The organism is Cupriavidus phytohabitans, assembly GCF_000426345.1.
Classification (GTDB): domain Bacteria; phylum Pseudomonadota; class Gammaproteobacteria; order Burkholderiales; family Burkholderiaceae; genus Cupriavidus.
On the sequence record NZ_AUFE01000020.1, the window covers coordinates 1 to 23,088 of the forward strand.

Annotated in this window: 22 protein-coding genes and 2 pseudogenes; 11 read left to right on the top strand and 13 right to left on the bottom strand. The window is 67.0% G+C overall.

What is annotated here, in order from left to right:
• Positions 1-226 (top strand): annotated as a pseudogene (locus tag K309_RS42960) (group II intron reverse transcriptase/maturase); the annotation flags it as partial.
• A 203-nt stretch (positions 227-429) separates the two neighbouring features.
• Positions 430-2,163, top strand: a complete 1,734-nt coding sequence (locus K309_RS0116135; protein ID WP_029047400.1) for a mechanosensitive ion channel family protein — start codon at positions 430-432, stop codon at positions 2,161-2,163.
• A gap of 43 nt (positions 2,164-2,206) precedes the next feature.
• Here the strand turns inward: K309_RS0116135 and K309_RS0116140 are convergent, their stop codons facing one another.
• Positions 2,207-2,641 carry an RT0821/Lpp0805 family surface protein gene (locus tag K309_RS0116140; RefSeq protein WP_029047401.1) on the bottom strand — a complete coding sequence of 145 codons (435 nt, stop codon included), beginning with the start codon at positions 2,639-2,641 and terminating at the stop codon, positions 2,207-2,209.
• Positions 2,642-2,912: 271 nt separating this feature from the next.
• On the opposite strand from K309_RS0116140, the gene K309_RS0116145 reads away from it, so the two are divergent.
• From K309_RS0116145 to mdoH, 3 genes are all read left to right on the top strand, one after another.
• The gene (locus K309_RS0116145; RefSeq protein WP_029047402.1) at positions 2,913-3,245 is read left to right on the top strand and encodes a hypothetical protein; all 333 of its coding nucleotides are present in this window, start codon (positions 2,913-2,915) and stop codon (positions 3,243-3,245) included.
• 397 nt (positions 3,246-3,642) lie between these two features.
• Positions 3,643-5,226 carry a glucan biosynthesis protein G gene (locus tag K309_RS0116150; RefSeq protein WP_029047403.1) on the top strand — a complete coding sequence of 528 codons (1,584 nt, stop codon included), beginning with the start codon at positions 3,643-3,645 and terminating at the stop codon, positions 5,224-5,226.
• A complete protein-coding gene (gene mdoH / locus K309_RS0116155; RefSeq protein WP_029047404.1) occupies positions 5,199-7,817 on the top strand; it encodes a glucans biosynthesis glucosyltransferase MdoH in 2,619 nt (872 codons plus the stop codon). Before K309_RS0116150 ends, mdoH begins: the two co-directional genes overlap by 28 nt.
• Positions 7,818-7,983: 166 nt before the next feature.
• Here mdoH and K309_RS0116160 read toward each other — a convergent pair whose 3' ends face one another.
• Positions 7,984-8,574 carry a hypothetical protein gene (locus K309_RS0116160; RefSeq protein ID WP_029047405.1) on the bottom strand — a complete coding sequence of 197 codons (591 nt, stop codon included), beginning with the start codon at positions 8,572-8,574 and terminating at the stop codon, positions 7,984-7,986.
• Between the two features lie 408 nt (positions 8,575-8,982).
• On the opposite strand from K309_RS0116160, the gene K309_RS0116165 reads away from it, so the two are divergent.
• A complete protein-coding gene (locus K309_RS0116165; RefSeq protein WP_029047406.1) occupies positions 8,983-10,200 on the top strand; it encodes a Bcr/CflA family multidrug efflux MFS transporter in 1,218 nt (405 codons plus the stop codon).
• Positions 10,201-10,204: 4 nt separating this feature from the next.
• On the opposite strand, the gene K309_RS0116170 is transcribed toward K309_RS0116165, so the two are convergent.
• Both K309_RS0116170 and K309_RS0116175 read right to left on the bottom strand, forming a co-directional pair.
• Positions 10,205-11,050: a mechanosensitive ion channel family protein gene (locus K309_RS0116170; RefSeq protein ID WP_029047407.1), complete on the bottom strand. Its 846-nt coding sequence runs from the start codon at positions 11,048-11,050 to the stop codon at positions 10,205-10,207.
• Between the two features lie 173 nt (positions 11,051-11,223).
• The gene (locus K309_RS0116175; RefSeq protein WP_029047408.1) at positions 11,224-12,426 is read right to left on the bottom strand and encodes an ammonium transporter; all 1,203 of its coding nucleotides are present in this window, start codon (positions 12,424-12,426) and stop codon (positions 11,224-11,226) included.
• 493 nt (positions 12,427-12,919) lie between these two features.
• On the opposite strand from K309_RS0116175, the gene K309_RS0116180 reads away from it, so the two are divergent.
• The 3 genes from K309_RS0116180 to K309_RS0116190 all read left to right on the top strand — a co-directional run bounded on the left by K309_RS0116180 (position 12,920) and on the right by K309_RS0116190 (position 14,348).
• Positions 12,920-13,201 (top strand): HU family DNA-binding protein, encoded by a 282-nt coding sequence (locus K309_RS0116180; protein ID WP_029047409.1) that lies wholly within the window; start codon positions 12,920-12,922, stop codon positions 13,199-13,201.
• Between the two features lie 168 nt (positions 13,202-13,369).
• Positions 13,370-13,855, top strand: coding sequence for an acyl-CoA thioesterase (locus tag K309_RS0116185; RefSeq protein ID WP_029047410.1), 486 nt, complete (start codon positions 13,370-13,372; stop codon positions 13,853-13,855).
• A gap of 16 nt (positions 13,856-13,871) precedes the next feature.
• Positions 13,872-14,348 carry a CreA family protein gene (locus tag K309_RS0116190; protein WP_369796435.1) on the top strand — a complete coding sequence of 159 codons (477 nt, stop codon included), beginning with the start codon at positions 13,872-13,874 and terminating at the stop codon, positions 14,346-14,348.
• A gap of 15 nt (positions 14,349-14,363) precedes the next feature.
• Here the strand turns inward: K309_RS0116190 and K309_RS0116195 are convergent, their stop codons facing one another.
• The 5 genes from K309_RS0116195 to K309_RS0116215 all read right to left on the bottom strand — a co-directional run bounded on the left by K309_RS0116195 (position 14,364) and on the right by K309_RS0116215 (position 19,822).
• Positions 14,364-15,215: an acid phosphatase gene (locus tag K309_RS0116195; protein WP_232232402.1), complete on the bottom strand. Its 852-nt coding sequence runs from the start codon at positions 15,213-15,215 to the stop codon at positions 14,364-14,366.
• 37 nt (positions 15,216-15,252) lie between these two features.
• Positions 15,253-17,001: a class I adenylate-forming enzyme family protein gene (locus K309_RS0116200; protein ID WP_029047413.1), complete on the bottom strand. Its 1,749-nt coding sequence runs from the start codon at positions 16,999-17,001 to the stop codon at positions 15,253-15,255.
• Between the two features lie 133 nt (positions 17,002-17,134).
• Positions 17,135-17,899 (bottom strand): SDR family oxidoreductase, encoded by a 765-nt coding sequence (locus K309_RS0116205; RefSeq protein WP_029047414.1) that lies wholly within the window; start codon positions 17,897-17,899, stop codon positions 17,135-17,137.
• Positions 17,900-18,166: 267 nt separating this feature from the next.
• Positions 18,167-19,024, bottom strand: a complete 858-nt coding sequence (locus K309_RS0116210) for an arylamine N-acetyltransferase family protein (protein ID WP_029047415.1) — start codon at positions 19,022-19,024, stop codon at positions 18,167-18,169.
• A gap of 27 nt (positions 19,025-19,051) precedes the next feature.
• Positions 19,052-19,822 carry a Crp/Fnr family transcriptional regulator gene (locus K309_RS0116215; protein ID WP_029047416.1) on the bottom strand — a complete coding sequence of 257 codons (771 nt, stop codon included), beginning with the start codon at positions 19,820-19,822 and terminating at the stop codon, positions 19,052-19,054.
• A gap of 191 nt (positions 19,823-20,013) precedes the next feature.
• Here K309_RS0116215 and K309_RS0116220 point away from each other — a divergent pair, with 191 nt between their 5' ends.
• Positions 20,014-20,511: an Mpo1 family 2-hydroxy fatty acid dioxygenase gene (locus tag K309_RS0116220; RefSeq protein ID WP_029047417.1), complete on the top strand. Its 498-nt coding sequence runs from the start codon at positions 20,014-20,016 to the stop codon at positions 20,509-20,511.
• An 8-nt stretch (positions 20,512-20,519) separates the two neighbouring features.
• Here K309_RS0116220 and K309_RS39990 read toward each other — a convergent pair whose 3' ends face one another.
• From K309_RS39990 to K309_RS0116240, 4 genes and pseudogenes are all read right to left on the bottom strand, one after another.
• The gene (locus K309_RS39990; protein ID WP_232232403.1) at positions 20,520-20,774 is read right to left on the bottom strand and encodes an ATP-binding protein; all 255 of its coding nucleotides are present in this window, start codon (positions 20,772-20,774) and stop codon (positions 20,520-20,522) included.
• Between the two features lie 16 nt (positions 20,775-20,790).
• Positions 20,791-21,462 (bottom strand): annotated as a pseudogene (locus K309_RS36675) (response regulator transcription factor); the annotation flags it as partial.
• Between the two features lie 39 nt (positions 21,463-21,501).
• Positions 21,502-21,864, bottom strand: a complete 363-nt coding sequence (locus K309_RS0116235) for a PepSY domain-containing protein (protein ID WP_029047418.1) — start codon at positions 21,862-21,864, stop codon at positions 21,502-21,504.
• Entirely contained in the window at positions 21,861-22,094 is a 234-nt protein-coding gene (locus tag K309_RS0116240) for a hypothetical protein (RefSeq protein WP_156914379.1), read from the bottom strand. The genes K309_RS0116235 and K309_RS0116240 overlap by 4 nt, the downstream gene beginning before the upstream one ends.
• A gap of 389 nt (positions 22,095-22,483) precedes the next feature.
• On the opposite strand from K309_RS0116240, the gene K309_RS0116245 reads away from it, so the two are divergent.
• Entirely contained in the window at positions 22,484-22,942 is a 459-nt protein-coding gene (locus K309_RS0116245; RefSeq protein ID WP_029047420.1) for an HU family DNA-binding protein, read from the top strand.
• Positions 22,943-23,088: the final 146 nt, after the last annotated feature.

Below are 23,088 nucleotides of genomic sequence, written 5' to 3' on the forward strand. Positions count from 1 at the left end.
AGAGCTGGACAAGTGGATGCGTCACCGGCTGCGAGCCATCCAGCTCAAGCACTGGCGCCGTGGTCGGGTCATTTACCGAGAGTTGCGTGCCCTGGGTGCTACAGCTGACGCCGCCAGGCAAGTAGCGGCGAGTGGCCGGTGCTGGTGGCGCAACAGCGGGGACTCGCTGAACCGAGTCCTGACCATCGCCTACTTCGATCAGTTGGGCATGCCCCGCCTCACTTAACCTCAACCTCTCGAACCGCCCGGTGCGGACCCGCATGCCGGGTGGTGTGGCAGGGGCGCAGCCAGTGCGGCTGCCCCCTATGCCGATTGCTCTTGCGCGACGGCTTTGCGTGCGCAGCCGGGCACGTTATGCTAGCGGGCAACGTGCCCGGGCTGGCGTGCGGTGCCGCGCCGGCGCAAAGCAATCCTCGGACAGGAGCGTCTATGGCAGCGCTTGCAGCATGGTGGCGGCAAATCGCAATCCTGTGGACGCTGGCGCTGCCGTGCCTGCCGGCATGGGCGGCCACGCTGGCAACGGCACCAGCACCCGCACCAGCGCCGGTACCGATCGCCGTGCCCAGCGGCGAAGTCGCGGAACTGAGGCTGATGGACCGTCCCATCGCCATGCTGCGCGCAGCAATCGGCGGTGCGACACCGGCCATGCGCGTAGCGCGCGCCCAGCAGTTGTTCGACGGTCTTACCGAAGCCGAACTGGCCCAGCCGGTCGGGCAGCTCAGCGGCACCCTCGGTGATGCGCCGATGATCGCCTTCCGGCTCGGCGACCGGCTGCTGTTCGCCCTGGCCGTGCAAGACCTTTCCCCGGAAGACAACCTCACGCTGGAGGCTGCCGGCGCGCAGGCCGCGGCGGCGCTGCGCCAGGCCATTGCCGCGCGGCGCGCGCACCTGCACTGGCCCACCCTGATGCGCGGGGCCGCGCTGAGCCTGCTCGGCCTGGGCGTGCTGGCTACGCTGGCCTGGGGCGTCTCGCGCGCCAGCGTGACGCTGCGCACGCGCCTGCGCACGGCATTGCAGCGCCACGTGGCGCTGCACCTTGAGCGCCGGGCCGGCCAGTTCGACTGGACCGGCACGCTCTACCAGTTGGTGGCGCGCCTGGTGCAGATCGTTGCCGTCGGCGTGGTGCTGGTGCTGGCCTTTGCCTGGCTGGAGTTCGCGCTCGAACAGTTTCCGCTGACGCAGCCGATGGGCGACCGCATGGGCGTGTTCATCCTCCACCTGCTGTCGGGCATTGCCTTGTCGATGGTGGGGGCGGTGCCAGGGCTGGTGACGGTGGTGGTGATCCTGCTGATCACGCGCGCGGTGCAGCGGCTGGTATCGAATATCTTCAAGGCGGTGCAGAAAGGCCAGATCTCGGTGCCCGGACTGCATGCCGAGACCGCCGGCGCCACGCGGCGCCTGGCCGCGGCGTTGATCTGGGTGCTGGGCTTCACCTTCGCCTACCCGTATATCCCGGGCTCGGAAAGCGATGTGTTCAAGGGCCTGTCGGTGCTGCTCGGCTTTATGGTGACGCTGGGCTCGGCCAATGTGGTCAACCAGCTGATGAGCGGCATGGTGGTGGTGTACTCGCGCGCGCTGCGGCGTGGGGACATGGTATGTATCGGCGATACCGTCGGCACGGTGGCCTCGCTCGACGCGCTGTCGGTCAAGGTCATCAACCTGCGCAACGAAGAAGTGACGCTGCCGAACGCGGTGGTGGTCGGCAGCGCGATCCACAACTACACGCGGCACGGCAGCGTGCGCGATGCCGGCACGAAAGAGGGCTGGCAGGCCGCGATGATTTCGACCTCGGTCACCATCGGCTACGACACGCCCTGGCGGCAGGTCCATGCCATGCTGCTGGCTGCGGCCGCGCAGGCCGGACACGTGGCGGCGTCGCCGACGCCGTTCGTCCTGCAGCGTGGCTTGTCGGATTTCTACGTCGAGTATGAACTGTTTGCCGCGCTCGATGATCCGCGCAATCGCTTCTATGCGCTATCCGCGCTCCACGCGGCGATCCAGGACCAGTTCAATACGCACGGCGTGCAGATCATGTCGCCGCACTTCATGGCGCAGCCGGAGAAGACGGTCTACGTGCCAGAGGCCAAGTGGTTCGAACAGCCCGGCAGCGCTCAGATCGATCCGGCCGCGCGGCCACACCGGGCACCGTCGCGCGCCGCATGAGCACGGCCGGTGCACAGGTCGTACGCGCAGCGGGGCGCCTGCCTCAGCCGTCGACGTGGCGGGCCTTCCATTGCCCGCTGGGCTGCTTGCAGAACCAGCCTTTCCAGTGTTCCTGCGAGCTGCCGCGCTTGAGCTCCGACTCGAGCCGCCGGCACTGCTGGCCCTTGTCGGTCTTGCTTTCAACCGGGGTGATGGTGCCATCGACTTGCGGGCGCCGGCCGTTGGCCGGATAGGTCCAAGTCACCGACTGGCCATCCGCGGTATCGTTCAGGGCCTTGCGCACCGATTGCGACAGCGAGGCACCTTCCTTCTCGTTGAGCGTGCCGATGATGGATCCGCTCAGGTAGTTGTCGAAGTACGCGTGGGCCGGCGCGGCCATGGCGAGCATCAGCGTGGAGCCGAGCACGCCGGCGAGGGCGGCGCGAGTGGCGGCGCGGATGGCAGGGCGGAACGGGCGGTCTGTTTGCCGAGGCAGCATGGCGATTCCTTTGGCTTCGTGTTGGCGTGCCGCGAGCCGAGGGAAGGCATTGCGCGGGCAAGCCGGATGGGTCGTTTGGGTGGCATTGTAAGCGCAATGCCGGGCTGGCGACGACCACTTTGCCGCATTGCGGCGGCGCCGGCGCGGTTGACACCGGCGTAGCGCTGACCTAGCGTTGATTGCTGCCCCAACGCTTGCCATCCCTTGTTCCGCAGCGGCTGTCGGCGGTGCACGCCGCAAGGCAAGCGCCTTTCCCCCGAGAGGAGATCCCATGAAGCTGCGCTACCTCATCCTCGGCCTGGCCGGTGCGTGTGCGTTCGGCACACTGCATGCCCAGACCGGCAAGGCCGACAAGTTCAACCCCTATACCGACGGCGCCAGGCAGGACAAATTCAGCACGTACACCGATGGGGCCAAGCAGGACAAGTTCAGTCCCTATTCTGATGGCGCAAAAAGCGACAACGTGACCTCGCTCAACCCCGGTGCGCGGCCTGATCAGATGGAACCGATCCAGGGCGGAGCGCAGAAGTCGTTCGATTCATTCAGCCAGGGCGGCATGAAGAGCGGCAAGTTCGATCCCTATAGCGAAGGCGCGAAAAAGTAACGCTGTATTAAAAGTGTCGAGTGCGGGGTGCCGGCTGGCACCCCGCCCATCACGCTGGTCGGAGGTCCGGCGAGCTTGGCGCTCGCCTGCGCTGCGCCGGTGTGACCCGAACGCCCGCAAAGCCTTGCCCGGAGCGGCTTTCGGGCAACCTCACCAACATTTTGTTGCAAACCTTGCGTGATCGAAACGTGACTTCCGCGTCTCGAATTGTTATGGTTTATTGCGCATCGCAACAAACCGGATACAGCGCCCCACCGGCCCCGAGACCCGTGTTAAGGCCACGCCAGTTTGGCCGGGCCCGTCTCTTGCTGTGTCGTGTCTTGCTGCACCGCCTGCAAGGCTCTTCGTCCCGACCGCCGATGCCGGTCACCCCGTTTTAACTGTTCCCCTGGCATACATGTCACAGATCGCCACGCTACGTTTATCCGCATTGTTTACCGTGCCTGCCCGTCGCCGCAGCGCGCGCGCCGGCGTACGGATCGCGGCATGGCTGGGCGGCGGCGTCCTCGCACTGTGCGCCATGACGGCGCAGGCGTTCGACTTCGATACCGTCGCCGCGCGTGCCAGGCAGCTCGCAGCATCGCCATACAAGGCACCGCAGCAGACCCTGCCGCGCGAACTGCGCGAACTTTCGTACGAGCGCTACCGCGAGATCGAATACAAGCCCGAGCGTTTCGCCTGGCGCGGCACGCGCTCGCCGTTCGAACTGTCGTTCTTCCATGAGGGCATGGTGTTCGACCAGCCGGTGCGCATCCATGAAGTGGTGGGCAACAGCGTGCGTGAATTCCGCTTCGATCCCGCCGCATTCAACTACGGGCCGCACAAGGTCGACGCCGCCAAGCTCAAGGGCCTGGGTTTCGCCGGCTTCCGCATCCTGTATCCGCTGAACCAGGGCAAGCGCAAGGACGAACTCGCGTCGTTCCTGGGTGCCAGCTATTTCCGCGCGCTCGGCAAGGACCAGTGGTACGGCCTGTCGGCGCGTGGCCTGGCGGTGGACACCGCGCTCAATTCCGGCGAGGAATTCCCGCGCTTCGTTGAATACTGGATCGAGCGGCCTGGTCCCAATGCCAAGGAGCTTATCGTCTACGCACTGATGGATTCGCGCCGCATGAGCGGCGCCTACCGCTTCACCATCAAGCCGGGCACCGAGACCGCCATGGAGGTCAAGTCGCGCCTGTTCCTGCGCGAGAACGTGACCAAGCTGGGCCTGGCGCCGCTGACCAGCATGTATCTGTTTGGCGAGAACCAGCCGGCGCCGGCGCGGGATTTCCGCCCCGAGGTGCATGATTCGGACGGCCTGTCGATCCACCTGGGTACCGGCGAATGGGTCTGGCGCCCGCTGGTCAATCCCAAGCGCCTGCTGGTGACGTCCTTCGCGGCGACCAACCCGCAGGGCTTCGGGCTGATGCAGCGCGACCGCAGCTTCAACAACTACCAGGAACTGGGCGCATGGTATGAGCGCCGCCCGAGCGGCTGGGTGCAGCCGCGCGGCAACTGGGGCTCGGGCCGGGTCGAGCTGGTGCAGATCCCGACGCCGGACGAGACCAACGACAACATCGTCGCGTACTGGGTGCCGGACAACCCGCCCAGGCCGAAGCAGCCCTTCGACTACGAGTACCGGTTGCTGTGGCAGAAGGACGGCGAACAACTGCCGCCGCTGTCGTGGGTGAGCCAGACCCGGCTGGGCCAGGGCCAGTCGGCCAGCAAGGAGGACACGAGCTTTTCGCTGGTGGTGGACTTCGAAGGCCCGGGCTTTCGCAAGCTGCCCGCGGACGTTCGCATCGACCCGGTGGTTTCGGCCGATGCCAACGGTGAACTGCTGAAGACGTCGGTGCAGCGCAATGAGGCGACCGGCGGCTGGCGCATGACCATGGTGATGCGCCGCAAGGATGAAACCAAGCCGGTAGAGTTGCGCGGCTATCTTCGCAACGGCAATACAACCCTATCCGAGACGTGGAGCTACATCTTACCCCCAGGCTAAAGCAGCGGCCGGCCCAGGCAGCGGCATGCGAGCGCTATGTCGACCGCCTGCCCATATCGCCTGAAATCCGCAGCGAACTGCTGGCCGACATGCCCGGCGCGGCCGCGGCGCCGGTGGCGTCGCTGGCGCCGCTGAGTACGGCCAGCCCTGTCATGCCGGTCGGCGGCGACGGCCGCGATGCACAGGAGGCGATCTCGCGCCTGCAGTCGCGCCTTGCCGCCAAGGACACGCCCGCCGCGCAGGGCGGCAGCGCCTACGCCTCGGTCGGCCGCCGTTTCACCATCGCTTACGGCAACCCGCAGATCGGCGGCGAGCCGCTGCTGCAGCGGCGCGAAGACGGCACCGTCAAGGTCGACACCGGCCCCGAGCCCGAGCGCAGCTCGATGGTGCCGCGCCAGTGGCCGCCGCATATCGTCACCGGCTGGCTGCGCAATACCTGGCGCCGCATGCTGGGCCGTCCGCCCGTGCCCGAGACCTGGGACACGCTCCACGACGGTCCCGATGCCGAAGGCAAGTGGCATCCGGCCGGTTCGCACCGGCGCTGGGTCCTGCTTGGCCTGGTCCTGGTCCAGACCGTGCTGGCCACCTACTTCATGACCAGCGTGCTGCCATACCACGGAGTCGATCCGCTCGAGATCGCGATCCTGGGCCTGTTCGCCATCCTGTTCTCGTGGGTGTCGGCGGGCTTCTGGACCGCGATGATGGGCTTCCTCGTGCTCGCCAAGGGCGGCGACCGGCATCTGATTTCGCGCTCCGCCGCACCCGAGGGGCCGCTCGCGCCCGAGGCGCGCACCGCGATCATCATGCCGATCTGCAATGAGGACGTGACGCGGGTGTTCGCGGGGCTGCGCGCGACCTATGAATCGCTGGCGCGCACCAGCCATCTGTCCAATTTCGACTTCATCGTGCTGTCCGACAGCGGCAACCCGGACCTGCGCACCGCCGAGCATGACGCGTGGATGGAACTGTGCCGCGCGGTCGGCGGCTTCGGCCGTATCTTCTATCGCTGGCGCCGCCACCGCGTCAAGCGCAAGACCGGCAACGTCGCCGACTTTTGCCGCCGCTGGGGCAGCAAGTACCGCTACATGGTGGTGCTCGATGCCGACAGCGTGATGAGCGGCGACTGCCTGGCCACGCTGGTGCGGCTGATGGAGGCCAACCCCGGCGCCGGCATCATCCAGACCGCGCCGCTGGCCGTGGGCCGCGAGACGCTGTATGCGCGCGTGCAGCAGTTCGCCACGCGCGTGTACGGGCCGCTGTTCACCGCGGGCCTGCACTACTGGCAGCTGGGCGAATCGCACTACTGGGGCCACAACGCCATCATCCGCGTCAAGCCGTTCATCGAGCATTGCGCGCTGGCTCCGCTGCCGGGGCGCGGTCCTCTGTCCGGCGAGATCCTGTCGCACGACTTCGTCGAAGCCGCGCTGATGCGCCGGGCCGGCTGGGGCGTGTGGATTGCCTACGACCTCGAAGGCTCGTACGAAGAGCTGCCGCCGAACCTGCTCGACGAGGTCAAGCGCGACCGCCGCTGGTGCCAGGGCAATCTGATGAATTTCCGGCTCTGGCTCAAGCAGGGCTTCCACGTGGTGCATCGCGCGGTGTTCCTGACCGGCATCATGGCCTACCTGTCGGCGCCGCTGTGGCTGTTGTTCCTGCTCTTGTCCACGGCGATGCTGGCCAAGCATGCGCTGGTGCCGCCGGAGTATTTCACGCAGCAATACCAGTTGTTCCCGACCTGGCCCGAGTGGCATCCGGAGAAGGCGCTGGCGCTGTTCTCGGCGACCGCCACGCTGCTGTTCCTGCCCAAGCTGGCCAGCGTGGTGCTGCTGATGAAGCAGGCGCGGCGCTACGGCGGCGCGGTGCAGCTGTTTGCCAGCATGCTGATCGAGGTGCTGCTGTCAGCGCTGCTGGCACCGACGCGGATGCTGTTCCATACCAAGTTCGTGATCGCCGCCTACAGCGGCTGGGGCATCTCGTGGAAATCGCCGCCGCGCGAAGACGCCGAGACCACCTGGGGCGAGGCGTTTCGCCGCCATGGCTGGCATACCGCGTTGGGGCTTGCGTGGGGCGGGCTGGTCTACTGGCTGAACCCGTCTTACGTGCTGTGGCTGCTGCCGATTGTCGGGTCGCTGGCATTGTCGATCCCGTTGTCGGTGATGCTGTCGCGCGTGTCGCTGGGCCGTGCCTCGCGCAATGCGGGCCTGTTCATGATCCCGGAAGAAACGCTGGTGCCGCGCGAGATCGTCGAGACGCAGCAGCATGTCGAGAACGCCGCGGACACGCCTGACTTTGTCGATGCGGTGGTGGACCCGGTCACCAATGCGCTGATGTGCGCGACCGCGACGGCGCGCCTGGTGCAGCCCGAAGCGGCACGCCGGCGCCACGAAACGCTGGTCGAGCATGCGCTGACCCATGGTCCGCGCGCGTTGACGCCGGCGCAGAAGCACCTGCTGCTGGACAACCCGTTCGCGCTGGCCCGGCTGCATGAGCTGGTGTGGGGTTCGCCGCTGGCCGATGCCGGCTGGAAGGACACGCGTTTGCTGGTGCGCAGGGCGGCCAACGTGCTGCCGTTGCGGCCGCGCGCGGCGTGACGGTGGTGGCTATTGTCTCCCCTCTATGGGAGAGGGAGTAAACCTACAGCCTTTGACAAGTCTGCGAAACAAAGCTGCGGCCCGCTAGATGCGGGCCGTTTTCATTTTGCGCAGGGCACCGGCGCCAGCTACCCCATTTGCAACCGATTCTTGTTTCCTGCTTGCTTCAGCGCAGCGCCGACGTGCAGATCGGCGCGTTGATGTAGACATCGCCGATGCGGCGCTCGCCGCGGTCCTTGCGGGTCATGTAGCGGAACATCAGGCTGACGCCGAGCTTGGTCAGGATCTCCACGTCGCGGTTGGCGCAGATATTGCGTTGCAACGGCGCGGCATAGTTGACCTCGAAGCTGGCGAGGTCCAGCATCGGCCCGCGGTAATTGGTCAACTCCAGCTGGAACAGCACGTGCTTGCCGGGCACCGACTGGCAGCGGCGCAGCCGCGTCTCGCCGTCGATTTCGATTGGCAGGGCATCGTTGAGCTGGCGGCAGGCGCGCGCCAGTACGCTGTCGGGACGAGTGGTGTTGCGCAACAGTTCCGGCACGCCGGCGGCGCCGGTATTCTGGCCCGTGGCAGCCCCCTTGAGCATGCGCGACAGGGCTTCGGCTTCGTCGACCGTGGGAGCCGGCGCCGACGCCGGGGCGGCATTGCGCGCCGGCACCGGCGCCGCTTGCAGAGGCAGAGGCAACAGCAGCGCGGCCACCCATGCAAGGATGGCCAGGCCAGGCGAAGCGGAAATCGGCGTGTGTCGTGTTCTCATGCAGGCTAACGTTGCCGGGAGCGGTACTGTCGTCCGTCTCTGCGTGGCCGGCGGCGCATGTCACGCGACACTCACGCCGACAGGCTCGCATTGTACCCTCGACCCTGCCAGGCGTGAAAGGCGCGCCACACTTGCCATCCTGGTCTGCGTCAGCCCAATGCGCGCCATGCATGCCGGGCTGCTGCTCGCCTGAGCACTATCTGGCAAGTTTGCCAAACCTGCCAACGTCATCGAACCCGACCTTGGCAGGGCAATATTCCTGAACGAGTGTTTCAAACCTGCGCAACCCACTGCGGCATCGCTTTCGTTATGCTGTGCAACAATTGCACCTTTCCACAGGTTGCTCCCGCACCCCGGCATTGCCCGCGGCGGTGCGCGCCGCGCAACCCTGTGCACCGGATCTCTTCCATGTCCCGTTCCCCGAGCGCTGCCTCGACCGCGCGCTTTCCTGCCTGGCTCTTGATTTGCGGCTCGCTGATGGCGATCGCGCCGCTGTCGATCGACATGTACCTGCCAAGCTTTCCCGCGCTGGCAGGCGATCTTGGCGTCGATATCGGCCAGGTACAGCTGACCCTCGGCGCGTTCCTGGTCGGCCTTGCCCTGGGGCAGGCGTTCTACGGGCCGTTCAGCGACCGCTTTGGCCGCAAGCCGCCGCTGTACCTGGGACTGGCAGTCTATGTGGTTGCGGCGATCGGATGTGCACTGGCGCGCAGTGCCGAGACGCTGATGCTGTGGCGCTTCCTGCAGGCGCTGGGCGGTTGCGCCGGCATGGTGATGGCGCGCGCCGTGATTCGCGACCGGCTCGAGGCCCATGAGTCGGCGCGCGCGTTTTCGTCTCTGATGCTGGTGATGGGGCTGGCACCGATCCTTGCGCCCGTCATCGGCGGCGCGATCCTGACTGCGGCCGGCTGGCGGGCGATTTTCTGGGTGCTGGCGGCGGCCGGCCTGGCCATCCTGCTGCTGGTGCACTGGCGCATGGAGGAGTCTCTGGACCGGCGCCGGGCGGCACCGCTGCGGCCTGGCACCGTTGCCAGGAGCTATGGCGAACTGCTGCGCGACCGGGAATTCGTCGGCTACTCGCTGTCGGCCGGTTTCGGGTCGGCGGGGATGTTCGCGTATATCTCGGGTTCTCCGTTCGTGCTGATCGAGCTGCACGGCATTGCGCCGTCGCACTATGGCTTCGTGTTCGGCGCCAATGCGCTCGGCCTGATCCTCATGTCGCAGCTCAACAGCCGGCTGGTGCACGGCCGTACGCTCGACAGTGTCCTGGGACAGGCGCTGCTGGCGGCTTGCGCCGCCGGCGTGGTGCTGGCCGTGGCGGCGCTGGCTGGACGGGCGACGCTGCCGATGCTGCTGGCGGCGTTCTTCGTCTTTATCGGTGCGCTGGGCTGCGTCACGCCCAATGCTTCCGCGCTGGCGCTGGCGCACCAGGGGCATCGCGCCGGCACGGCTTCGGCACTGATGGGTACGCTGCAGTTTTCGCTGGGCACGCTTGGCGGCGCGGCCGTCAGCGTATGGCGCGACGGCACCGCGCTGCCGCTGGCCGTGGTGATGGCGCTATGCGGCGCTGGCGCGGTGCTGATGCGTTACTACGGCCGCTCCGGCGCTGGCCGGGCGGCTGCCTGACGATTCAGGCGGCGGCCTGCTGCAAGGCCGCGGCCTGCTGTACCACCACCATGTGTGCCGGCATGGGTGCGGCATAGCCGGCCTGGCCGAAGCACTCGCGGATGATGCGGTTGGTGTCGAAGTAGACCTGCCAGTAATTGTCGTTGTGGCAATACGGGCGTACCGCCAGCACCGGCCCGACCAGCGTGAACTCCAGGATCTCCACGTCGACTGCGGGTTCCGGCAGCACGTTCGGGATCTGCGCGATGCGCGACTTGAGCAGCGCCACCGCATCGGCCACGTCGGTGCTGGCAGCGAGCTGCGCCTTCAGTTCCACGCGCCGGAACGGGTTGGCGGTGAAGTTCTGGATGGTGTCGCTGAAGATCTTGTTGTTGCCGATCACGGTCTGCACGTTGTCCGGCGTGTCGAGCGTGGTGGCGAACAGCCCGATCTCGCGCACCGTGCCGGTGACGCCGCCGACGGTAACGAAGTCTCCCACCTTGAACGGCCGCAGTACCACCAGGAAGGCGCCCGCCGCGAAATTCGACATCAGTCCCGACCACGCCATGCCGATGGCCACGCCGGCCGCGGCAATCAACGCGGCAAAGGTAGTGGTCTGGATGCCGAAGTAGCCGAGGATGCCGATCACCAGCACTACGTTCAGCGTGACCGTGACGATCGACCCCACATAGCGCAGCAGCGTCGGGTCGACCTTCTGTTTGGTGAGCGCATTCTGCACCATTCGTACCACAAAATGGATCAGCCATCGGCCGATGACCCAGAACGCTAGCGCTGCCAGTATCTTGACCCCGAACTGCGTCGCATAGGCGACCACCAGGGTCTTGAGGTTGTCGAAAGTCGTGGCATCCATCGGCGTGTCCTCTCGGTTTGGGTGAGTGGTGCAAGCCCTGCGCGCTGACGCGGCGCAATACGTGGGCACGGCAATTATTGGAATGCCGTGCGTGGAACTGCAAGCAAATAATTGTCAAGACAAGCGGGCCGGCAGGCCAGCTTGTCCAGGCCCCTCCGGGCGGCGCATCCGCCTTACCAGTTGGTTTCGCGCTCCGGCGTGGCGGAGATGCGGTGCAGCGTCAGGTCGGCGCCGTTGAATTCGCCTTCGGCATCGAGCCGGATGCCGACCAGCTTCTTGAGCGCACCGTATACCAGCGTGCCGCCCACCAGCGCCACCACGATCCCCAGCGCCGTCCCGATCAGCTGCGCGCCGAGCGACACGCCGCCCAGCCCGCCCAGGGCCCTGGCCCCGAAGATGCCAGCGGCGATGCCGCCCCAGGCGCCGCACAGCCCGTGCAGCGGCCAGACGCCCAGCACATCGTCGATGTGCCACCGGTTCTGCGCCAGCGTAAACATATAGACGAAGAGGGCGCCCGCAATGCCCCCAGTGATCAGCGCACCCAGCGGGTGCATCAGGTCCGAGCCGGCGCATACCGCCACCAGCCCCGCCAGCGGGCCGTTGTAGGCAAAGCCCGGATCATTGCGCCCGGCGGCCCAGGCCGCCAGCGTGCCGCCGGCCATCGCCATCAGCGAATTGATCGCGACCAGGCCGCTGATCTTGTCGACGGTCTGCGCGCTCATCACGTTGAAGCCGAACCAGCCTACCGCCAGGATCCACGCGCCCAGCGCGAGGAACGGGATATTGGAGGGCGGATGGGCGCTGATGCGCCCGTCCTTCTGGTAGCGCCCGCGCCGCGCGCCGAGCAGCAGCACCGCCGGCAGCGCGATCCAGCCGCCCAGCGCATGCACCACCACTGAGCCGGCAAAGTCATGGAAGGGCGCACCGGCAACCTGCGTGATCCAGTCCTGGACCCCATAACGCTGGTTCCACGCAATCCCTTCGAAGAACGGATAGACAAAACCGACCAGCACGAATGTCGCCACCAGTTGCGGATTGAAGCGCGAACGTTCGGCAATACCGCCCGAGATAATCGCCGGAATGGCGGCGGCAAAAGTCGCCAGGAAAAAGAACTTGACCAGGTCGTACCCGCTTTTGTGGGCCAGCGTTTCTGCCCCGGACATGAATTGCACGCCGTAGGCAATGGTGTAACCGATAAAGAAATAGGCAATCGTGGAAACTGCGAAATCCACCAGAATCTTTACCAGTGCATTGACCTGGTTTTTCTTGCGCACCGTGCCCAGCTCGAGGAAAGCAAAGCCGGCGTGCATGGCCAGCACCATGATGGCGCCAAGCAGGATAAACATGGCGTCGGTGCCGGTCTTCCAGTTGTCCATAGTGACCTCATGCTCAAAATGGGCGCATGTGAATGCAAAAAGCATTCCAGTTTCGGCTACATCCTGGTGCCGGCTGCACCGGAGTGGGCAAAATCCGCACCGGAATGCCGCGCGCAGGGAACCGGGCACGCAGGACGCCGGGAGGCAGGCGCCACTGGTTGTGCCGGAAATGCGCCAGAATGGCGCGTCGCCGGCATGCCAGGATGACCCGTTATGGTGCGGCGCCCCAATTCCGGGCATTTGTCCCGTCCGGTCCATGCCGGCGACGCCTTGCGGCACAACGCCGCAGCCAGGCAAATCCGGTTCGTGACAAGCGCCAAAAGAGCGGGAAATTGCCCGCTAACCGGCCTCAAGCAAGGATTTGCGGGTTTTTTCGTTGCATTGGTGCCACTGGGGATTGCTCAACGCACAAGGGGCAGATTAGACTGCGCCGATCGATGTTTTGCCGCCAGGCAGGCACATCGGTGACGACGACCAACAAGGGAAATCAGCCATGAATAAAGGTGAACTGGTATCGGCCATCGCCACGGAAGCAGAACTGAGCAACGCCGCCGCCGAGCGCGCGCTCAACGCGGCGCTGGACAGTATCAAGAAGGCAGTGGCAAAGGGTGATTCGGTCACGCTGGTAGGTTTTGGCAGCTTCAGCGCCGGCAAGCGCGCAGCCCGCACCGGACGCAATCCGCGCACCGGCGAAACCATCAAGATCCCGGCCGCCAAGACGGTCAAGTTTTCCGCCGGACAGGGTTTCAAGGACGCGGTGAACAAGAAGAAGTAAGCAGTTTGCGTCCACAGCGTGAAAGGCGGCCAGGCAGGCCGCTTTTTTGTTTGGGTGCCGTGCCGCGATGACCGGCAACGGCGGGGCCGATCCGGGTTAAACTGCCGGCGCCCGGATGCCGACCAGCCGGCCCGGGCGACCGCCCCCGCAATCCAGACCCTCCGCATCATGAACGACCAGTCCCACCAGCTTTCCATGACCGTGCTGATGACGCCGGACATGGCCAATTTCTCCGGCAACGTCCACGGCGGCACCATCCTGAAGTATCTGGACATGGTCGCCTATGCCTGCGCCAGCCGCTACGCCGGACGCTACGTGGTGACGCTGTCGGTGGACCAGGTGGTGTTCCGCCAGCCGATCCACGTGGGCGAGCTGGTAACCTTCCTGGCCTCGGTCAACTTTACCGGGCGCAGCTCGATGGAGATCGGCATCAAGGTCGTGACCGAGAATATCCGCAGCAAGCTGGTGCGCCATACCAATAGCTGCTACTTCACCATGGTGGCGGTCGATGACAACGGCGCCCCGGCCGAGGTGCCGCCGCTCGAGCCGCGCGACGAGGTCGAGCGCCAGCGCTTCGCCGCCGCCCAGCAGCGCCGTGCACTGCGCCAGGAAATGGAAAAGCGCCACGGCGACATCAAGTCGTCGGTGACCTGACACGTTGCCTACCGCCATGATGAAGCGATCCTGCACGATCCTGGTCCTGGCCGCCTGCGCGGCGGCCACGGGCGGCGCGCATGCCGAAGAGATCGGCAGCGTCAGCACCAATTTCCGCGTGACCGGCTCCGACAAGGTCGTGATCGAAGCCTATGACGACCCGCAGGTCGACGGCATTACCTGCTACGTGTCGCGGGCCCGCACCGGCGGCATCAAGGGCCAGCTGGGCATGGCGGAAGACCCGCCGGAAGCCTCGATCGCGTGCCGGCAGGTGGGAACCATTGCCTTCAAGGGGCCGCTGAAGCAGCAGGACCATGTCTTTTCCGAGCGCATGTCGGTGCTCTTCAAGACCCTGCATGTGGTGCGCGCGGTCGATCGCAAGCGCAATACGCTGGTCTACCTGACCTATTCGGACCGCATCGTCAGCGGCAGCCCGCAGAACAGCGTGACCGCCGTGCCGGTGCCGGCCGGCACGGCGATTCCCGTCAAGTAAGCGCTGGCGGCCCGATCACGGCGCCAGCGCCGCGGCTTCGGCCTGGCAATCACCCGGCGCTCGGGCGCCGGCGACGCGTGCGGCGGCCACTTCGCGGCGCGCCTGCTCAAGGTCTGCGCGGAAGGTCGGGTCGGCATGCAGGCGCGCCACGGTCGCGGCGGCCATCATGCGGCCTTCGTTGACGTCGCTCTGCCAGTGCACGTTGCACACCACCCGGCTCTGGCCGAAGGTGCGCCCGCGCGCCAGGATGGCGTCCGCGCGGGCGGGTTCCACCTCGGCCAGGATCAGCGCCCAGGCCCAGCCGATGGCGCTGTGGCCCGACGGGTAGGACCCGTCTTTCTCCAGCTTGGGGGCTTCGTCTGGCGTGCACATCGCGGTCTTGTTGGCGACGAATGGCCGCGTGCGCTTGTAGCGGTCCTTGGCGCCATAGGTGGACAGGCCGGCATCGACCAGGCTGCGGCGCAGCAAAATATTCAGGTAGGGCGTGTCCCTGGCGCTGACCGGCACCCCCAGCGCACATGAAAACGCGCTGGCCGCCTGCGGGAACGTGAGTACGGCGTCGGTGGCGGCAACCTGCCAGCGAGGCGAGCCGCGCAGCGTGCCGGCCTGGCGCGCGGCATCGTCATCCAGCGCCTGCGCGGGCGAGCCCTGTGCCGGTGGGGCGGGCAACAGCTTCAGGCTGTCCGGGCGCGCATCGGCCGGCAGGTAGCCGGCCGGCACGCCCGGGCGGAATTCCGGCACCGCGGACAGGTTGGTGCCGCCGGCCGCGCAGCCGGCCAGCAGCGCGGCTGCCGCGGCTGCTGCGACAGCGGCGCCAAGGCGCAAGGGATTGGACAGGGTTCGATTCCGCTTTGCTAGGTCCGTCAATTCTTGTTCCTTGTTGAGATGGTTTGCCGCCGGCTGGTCAGGCTGCCGGGTCGAACAGCTTGCGCAGGTTCGACTTGAGGATCTTGCCATTGGCATTGCGCGGCAGCATCTCCTGGTACAGCAGGATGCGCACCGGCACCTTGAACGCCGCCAGCCGCTCGCGCACGAAATCCTGCAGTTCGGCCTCGGTTGCCTGCATGCCTGGCTTCAGGCTGACCACGGCGGTCGGTTCCTCGCCCAGCGTCTTGTGCGCGATGCCGACCACCGCCGCGTCCATCACCGCCGGATGTTCGTACAGCGTGCTTTCCACCTCGATGCAGTAGATGTTCTCGCCGCCGCGGATCAGCATGTCCTTCATGCGGTCAACGATATAGACATAGCCTTCCTCGTCCAGCCGCGCGATGTCGCCGGTGCGCAGCCAGCCGTCGACAAAGGTCTGCGCCGTGGCTTCGGGCTTGTTCCAGTAGCCGCGCACGACGTTGGCGCCGCGTACCAGCAGTTCGCCGGTCTCGCCCGGCGGCAGCGCCTGGCCCCGTCCGTCGACCACTTTCATTTCGCCGACCGGCAGCGCCGGACCGCTGCTGTCGGGGCGCAGCACGTATTCCTCGGCGCTGTGGCTGGTGAAGGTCGACGAGGTCTCCGTCATGCCCCACCCGATGCCGGGTGCCGCCATCGGGAACACGTCGACGATGCGCCGCACCAGTTCGGGCGATGCCGGCGCGCCGCCGTAGTTGACGTTCTCCAGCGAAGACAGGTCGAAGCGCGCGCGCTCCGGATGTTCCAGGATCTGCCAGGCGATGGTGGGCACGCCGCCGGCGGCGGTGCAGCGCTCGCGCTCGATCAGCTCCATGCCGCGCAGCGTGTCCCAGCGGTGCATCAGCACGATCTTGCCGCCGCTGGCGAGCGCGCCGTTGAGCACCGCCATGCAGCCCGTGACATGGAAGAACGGCACCGCCAGCAGCATGGCCTTCTGCGGGGCGGCGGGATCCGGCGCCGGAATCGGCTCGCCGCGGCGTAGCAGGTTGCGCAGCGGGCTGAAGCTGCCCGCGGCAGCGACCGTGGCGGAGTTGCGATGCGTGCCCAAGGCCCCCTTGGGTTTGCCGGTGGTGCCTGAGGTATAGAAGATGGTGGCATCGTCCTCCGGATCGATCTCGACCTGCGGCGGCGATTGTTGCGGCAGCGCGGCCCAGTCGACGCTTTTGCCAATCAAGTTTTCCAGTGCGGCGACGCGAGGATCGCCGGTCGCAGCGCCGGCGCGCGAGACGTATACGCGTTCCAGCGCAGGACAGCCGGGCAGATGCTCGAGGATGCGGTCGAGCCGCTCGGCATCGACGATGGCCACGCGGCTGCCGGAATCGGCCAGGCCATATTCCAGCTCGGCGCCGGTCCACCACGCGTTCAGCGGCGTCACGATCGCGCCAGCGAGCAGCGCGCCGTAGAACGCCACCGGCCACTCCGGCAGGTTGCGCATCGCCAGCGCCACGCGGTCGCCCTTGCGCACGCCATCGCGCACCAGCGCGTGCGCCAGCGTGATGGCGGCGCGGCGGAAGGCATCGTAGGAAACGCGCTCGTCCTCGTAGACCACGAAGGTGCGGTCGCCGAAGGCACTGGTCGCGTGGAACAGGTCGCACAGCGTGGCGGGTGCGTGCTTCCAGACTGTGGTAGGGATGCCGCGGATCTCGCGTGTCTCGGTCTCGAACGGAGAGCCGGACGCGGTCAGCCGGGCATGGGCCTCGGCCAGGGACATGACCGGCCAGCTGCCGGCCACTTGCGGATTGCTTGACATGACTGCCTCCCGTGACTGCGCTGCAGGTTGAGGGCAATGCAAAGAAAGCGGCGTGCGCCGGACAGGCCGGCGCACGCGCAACGCTTGCGTCAGAAGCTCAGGTACAACTCAGAATGCGGCTCAGAGGCGTGGCTCAGATCGTCACGCCGCCGTCGACCACCAGCGCCTGGCCGGTCATGAAGCTGCTCGCGGCGGAGGCCAGGAATACGGCCGCGCCGGCGATCTCGACGGGCTCGCCGATACGGCGCAGCGGGGCGCCCTGCGTGGACTGCTTGTAGCGCTCGGGGTCTTCCCACAGCGCGCGCGCGAAGTCGGTCTTGATCAGGCCCGGCGCGATGCAGTTGACGCGCACATTGTGCGGCCCGAATTCCACGGCGAGGTTGCGCGCCAGCTGGAAATCCGCGGCCTTGGAGATGTTGTACACACCGATGGTCGGCGAGCCGCGCAAGCCGCCGATCGACGACACGATGATGATCGAGCCGTCCTTGCGGTCGATCATCTGCGGCGCCACCATCTGAATCAGCCAATGGTTGGAAATGACGTTGTTGTCCAGTACCTTGCGGAACTGGTCGTCCGAGACACCGCCCATCGGCCCGTAGTACGGGTTGGACGCGGCATTGCAGACCAGCACGTCGATCCTGCCGAAGGTGCGATTGGTTTCGTCGACCAGCCGCTGCAGGTCTTCCTTCGACGAGATATTGGCGGGCACCGAGATGGCGGTGCCGGCGCCATGGCGCGCATTGATGGCGTCAACCACTTCCTGGCAGGCCTCTGCCTTGCGCGAGGAAATCACTACCTTGGCGCCCTGGACGGCCATCTGCTCGGCAATGGCGCGGCCGATGCCGCGCGAGGAGCCGGTGACGATGGCAACCTTGCCCGTCAGATCGAACAATGACATGGAGTCTCCTGTATAGCTGCGCCGGCGTCAGCGACCGGCTTCATGCAGGCGGCGGGGCTGCCGCGCTGTGGTCCTGGCGATGCGGCGCAAACGCAGCATCGACGGGACATTATGGTGGTGCCGCGGCGGCCGAGTCCACAGCGCCGCGGTGCGGATGGCCGCCATATCAGCATTCTTTCTGCGGGCAATGCGCGGCGTGCATGGAGGGCTGCAGCAGCGGGGCAGGCTTCACGCGAAGGTGGCGCACAAGCCGCGCACTGAATGCGCTTACGTGTGCCGGCCAGTGGCGAGCAGCGGTGGCAGCGCCGCCATCAGCCCATGCCGCAGCGCATCGTCAAGCCGTATGCCGAAGCGTTCGGATAAGGCGCCCACCACGGCTTCAGGCGTTGCCAGCCGCTGGTGCCGCACGCTGCCGTCGGGCGCTCGTTCGGCCAGCTCGCCATCGGCCAGCGTCACGCGCGTGCCGCCATCGGTGCGCGCGGCCATCAGCCGGCGCAGGAACACGCTGTCCGGATGCGTCGAGACATACCAGTTGCGCGGCCCGAAATCGATCCATGGCTGCGGCGTCAGGTCGAAGCGGTAGACCTTGATCCAGCCAGCAGCGCCGCGCGCCTCCAGGTCGAAGCTGTGGAACGCGTTGCCGGCGGCTTCCGGCGGGGAGCTGGCGAGCCGGTAGGGGAAGTCGTCCTCGGCAGGCGCGGACAGTGCCATCGCGCGGAACGGCGTGGGTCCGCCGAAGCCGACGTCGGCGAGATAGCTGCGATGCGCCACTTCCACGCGCAGCAGCATGTGCGATACCACGGTCTCGACCGCATCGGGCACGCCCCAGCGCACGCGCGCGGCCAGCGGCGTCACGCTGAAGCCGAGCGCCCCCAGCGCTGCCGCCAGCAGCGTATTGAGTTCGAAGCAGTAGCCGCCGCGCCTGCGCGTGACCAGCTTGTCGAAGACGGTGTCGAGATCGATGCTGACCGGCCGCCGCAGCAGCGGATCGATGTTCTCGAACGGGATGCTGGCCAATTGTGCGCCGAGCACGGTGTCGAGCGCCTGCAGCGTGGGCGAGGGCGGGGCGGCGATGCCCAGCCGCCCGCAATAGGCGTCGAGCTGGGCAGCATCGAGTGTGTTCATGGCAGGCAAGGCTCCACGGTGGTGGATTCAGTCGAGCGCTTCCAGCGCGGCCAGGTCGAGCAGCTCGATGCCGCCGTATTCCAGCCGCAGCAGGCCGCGGGCTTCGAGTTCGCGCAGGGCGTGATTGACGGTCTGGCGCGACAGCCCCAGCATCTGCGCCAGCTGCTCCTGCGGGATGCGCACGTGCAGCACCGCATCGGCATGCGCCGGCAGGTTGCCGTAGCCATGCGCGATCGCGGCCAGGCGCCGGGCAATGCGTGCCGGCGGCGGCAGCAGCTGCGTTTCCTCGACATAGTCGAAGGCCTGGCGCGTCTTCGCCGCGAGCAGCCGCCCGAATGCCTGCCACCATGCCGGATGCTGCGCGAGGCGCCGCTCCAGCGGCGCGCGCGGCACGTGCCACAGCGTTGCGGCGCTGACTGCGCGTGCGTCGTGCGTGCGCGGCAGGCCGTCGAACAGGCAGATCTCGCCGAACCAGGTGCCGGGCTCGAGCAGCCCCAGCAGCGCCGCCTTGCCCGATTCGCCGCTGGCATGGATCTGCACGGTGCCGCTGGCCACGCAGTACAGGCCGTCGAAGCGGTCGCCACGGGCAAACAGGGTCTGGCCGGGCACCAGCCGGTGCAGGCAGCCATCGTCGAGCAGCGCCTGGCGCAACGCCGGCGGCGACTGGCTGAACCAGGCGCCGGCGCGCACCGCGGCCAGCGGGTCGTGGCCCGGTGAGGCGGTGTCAGGCCGCGCGCGTGCGTGCGCGGCATTGGCCGGCTGCGGCGCGTGGCGGTGCGGCGGGGGCGCGGATCCCATGCCGGTCTCCTGTGGGGCGAAAGGTCGTGGCAAGGCCGGTGTCGTGGCAAAGCCGGTGTGCCGGCAGATTGTCAAAAACCAGACAGACCCGCCGGTACACGCCCACTACTATAAATCCACATCGCGACCTGAGCGCGCACAGCAGCAGGCGGCAGTTTCCGCGCACGCCTGCGCATACAAGGAGACGCCCCGTGAAAACCCTGATCGAGCACCTGGCCAACTATGCCGCCTACCACCGTGATCCGCGCAATATCGTCACCCATTTCGTTGGCATCCCGATGATCGTGCTGGCGGTGACCACGCTGCTGGCGCGGCCGGCCATGGCGCTGGGCGACGGCTCCGCCCACCTCACACCGGCGATGCTGGTGTATATCCTGTCGTGCCTGTTCTACCTGCGCCTGTCGTTGGGCTTCGGCGTGGCGATGGCGTCGATCCTGGCGCTGTTCCTCTATGCCGGGGCGCACATCGCCGCCATGCCGACCGCTGCGTGGCTGGCTGTCGGGGTCGGGCTGTTCGTGGTGGGGTGGATTATCCAGTTCGTCGGCCATTACTACGAAGGCCGCAAGCCGGCGTTTGTCGACGACCTGGTGGGCCTGCTGATCGGCCCGCTGTTCCTGGTCGCCGAGACCGCCTTCGCGCTGGGGCTGGCGCGCGACACGCGCGACGCGATGGCGGCACGCGCGCACTGACGGGGAATTCAGGGCAGGCCCGCCGGCAGCCGCAAGCGCGCCGACAGCCCCCCCATGGGGCTGGTCGCCAGCGCCAGGCTGCCCTCATACATCGCGGCGATTTCGGTGACGATCGCCAGACCCAGCCCGCTGCCTGCAGCCGCCTCGTCCAGCCTGCCGAAGCGGGCGGTGGCCCCTTCGCGCGCCTCTGGCGGCATGCCCTGGCCATCGTCCTCGACCAGGATTTCCAGTTCGCCGCCGGCCTCGCGCAGCGTGACGTGCACACGCGTGCGCGCCCACTGGCAGGCGTTGTCCAGCAGGCCGCAGCCGGTAACCCTGGCCGCGCACCGTCTCGATCACGTCCACGCCCAGCTTGCGCCGCAGCCGCCCGACGAAGACTTCGATGGTATTGCTGTCGCGGTCGAAATCCTGGGCGTAGATGTGTTCGGTCAGCGCGGTCTTGCTGACGATCGCGCCCGGGTGGTGCATCAGGTAGTCCAGCACGCGGAACTCATGCGAGGTCAGCACCACCGTCGCGCCGTCGACGGAGACGGTGCCGGCGCGCGGGTTCATCCGCACCGGCCCGCATTGCAGCTCCGGCACGGCCATGCCGTGCGCGCGCCGGATCAGCGCGCGGATGCGCGCCAGCAGCTCCTCCATGCGGAACGGCTTGGCCAGGTAGTCGTCGGCGCCCGCGTCGATGCCTTCGACTTTTTCGGTCCAGCTGTCGCGTGCGGTCAGTATCAGTACCGGCACATTGACCTGCCCGGCGCGCCAGCGTCGCAGCACGGAGAGGCCGTCGAGCCGGGGCAGGCCCAGGTCCAGGATGACGGCGTCGTACGGTTCCTGCTCGCCCATGTGGCAGGCATCGATGCCGTCGGCGGCTACGTCGACCGCGTAGCCCGCGTCGGCCAGGCTGGCGCGGACCTGCGCGGCCAGGGTCGCTTCATCTTCAACCAGCAGGATGCGCATCAGTGTCTTCCGGTGGGCAGGTTGGCGGCCGGCGCGCGCTCACGGCTTCTTGCGCGCCTCTTCAAGGCCGCGGCCCTTGGCCTTGATCAGCGCGGCGGTGCGCGCATCGTATTCCAGCTTGGCCACCGAGCCGCCGGGCAGCAGCAGCTTGACTTCGTATTGCCAGATGCCGTCGTCGCGGTCCAGCTCGACGCCGATCACGTCGCCGGCATACTGGCGCGAGACGGTCTCGAGAATGCGCGACAGCGGCAGGATTTCGCCCGACTGCACCGCGGCGCGGGCGCGGTCGGCATCCTTGTCGGCATGCGCGGCAGGCACGGCCGCGAGCGCCAGCAGCGCTGCCAGTGCGGCAGCGGACAGCAGGCGGGCGGGGCGCCACAGCAGCGCGGAAAAACGCTTCATGGCCCGAAGTTTGCATCAAAAACCCTGAACGCGGGCTGAACGAAACGCTCAGGCCGGGATTGAGGCAGCGCCGCCGGCAATGCCCGCATCCCATCCAAGGAAGCGGACATGTCCCGATCCGACACCCTCGCCAGCGTTTCGCCGATCCATCGCGGCAGGTCCCTGCGCACGCTGTCGCTTGTCGCCGTTGCACCGGTTTCGCTGCTGAGCGTGGCCAGCGTGTTCGGCATGCAGGCAAGTCTGGCGGCACTGTCGAACGCATGGGCGCAGGCTGATGCATCGCTGCCGCTGCTCGCGCTCGGCGCGCTGTTTGCGGGCCCGTTGCTTGCGCTTTCGGTGCGCGCCCGAGGCATGCAATCGGGTCTGCACGTTCGCGTCGCGCAGCGTGCGCAAGCGCCAGAACGGGGGTACGTAGGCCCTCTTTGCGTTTTTACTGAGGTAAAGCCGCGACAAAACCCGGGGTTTTCACGGGGTTTTGCGTTTCGCATGCACGAAAACCCCTTGACTTATGGCTGTTTCCGCTATGATTCAGTGGGCGCCGACAAGGCGTTTTGCGTAGCGCTGCTGAGCGATGCAAGACGACGAGCCGGCATCCATCGTTCAACCTACGTATATCGATATGGCGACCAAAGCGAAACCGACCGCGAAGACTGCAACCAAGCCCGCTGCCAAGAAGGCTGCGGCAACCAAGGCACCCGTGAAGGCTGCCGCCAAGAAGGCCGCGCCGGCCAAGAAGGCTGCTCCCGCCGCTGCGCCCGTTGCGCGCCCGCTGAAGGACACCTTCAACAAGTCGAGCCTGGTCGCTCATCTGGTAGCTCAGACGGAACTGGAAGCCAAGACCGTGAAGACGGTTCTGGCCCATCTGGAAAACACCATCGTCAGCGCGCTGAACAAGAAGGGCGCTGGTGAATTCACGCTGCCGGGCCTGCTGAAGGTGACGGCGCAGCAAGTCCCGGCCAAGAAGAAGCGCTTCGGCAAGGACCCGTTCACCGGTGAAGAGCGTTGGTTCCCGGCCAAGCCGGCCAGCGTCAAGGTGAAGGTGCGCCCGCTGAAGAAGCTGAAGGACGCCGCGGCCTGATTTGCGCCACAGCCTGTCCCAATGAAAAAGGAGCCGCTCGCGGCTCCTTTTTTACGGCTGGGGACAATGTCGGGCATTTAATCCAGGTCAATCCGCCAGCGCGGGCATCGTCCTAGAATCCCAAACGTCATGGGTGCGGGGGCGCT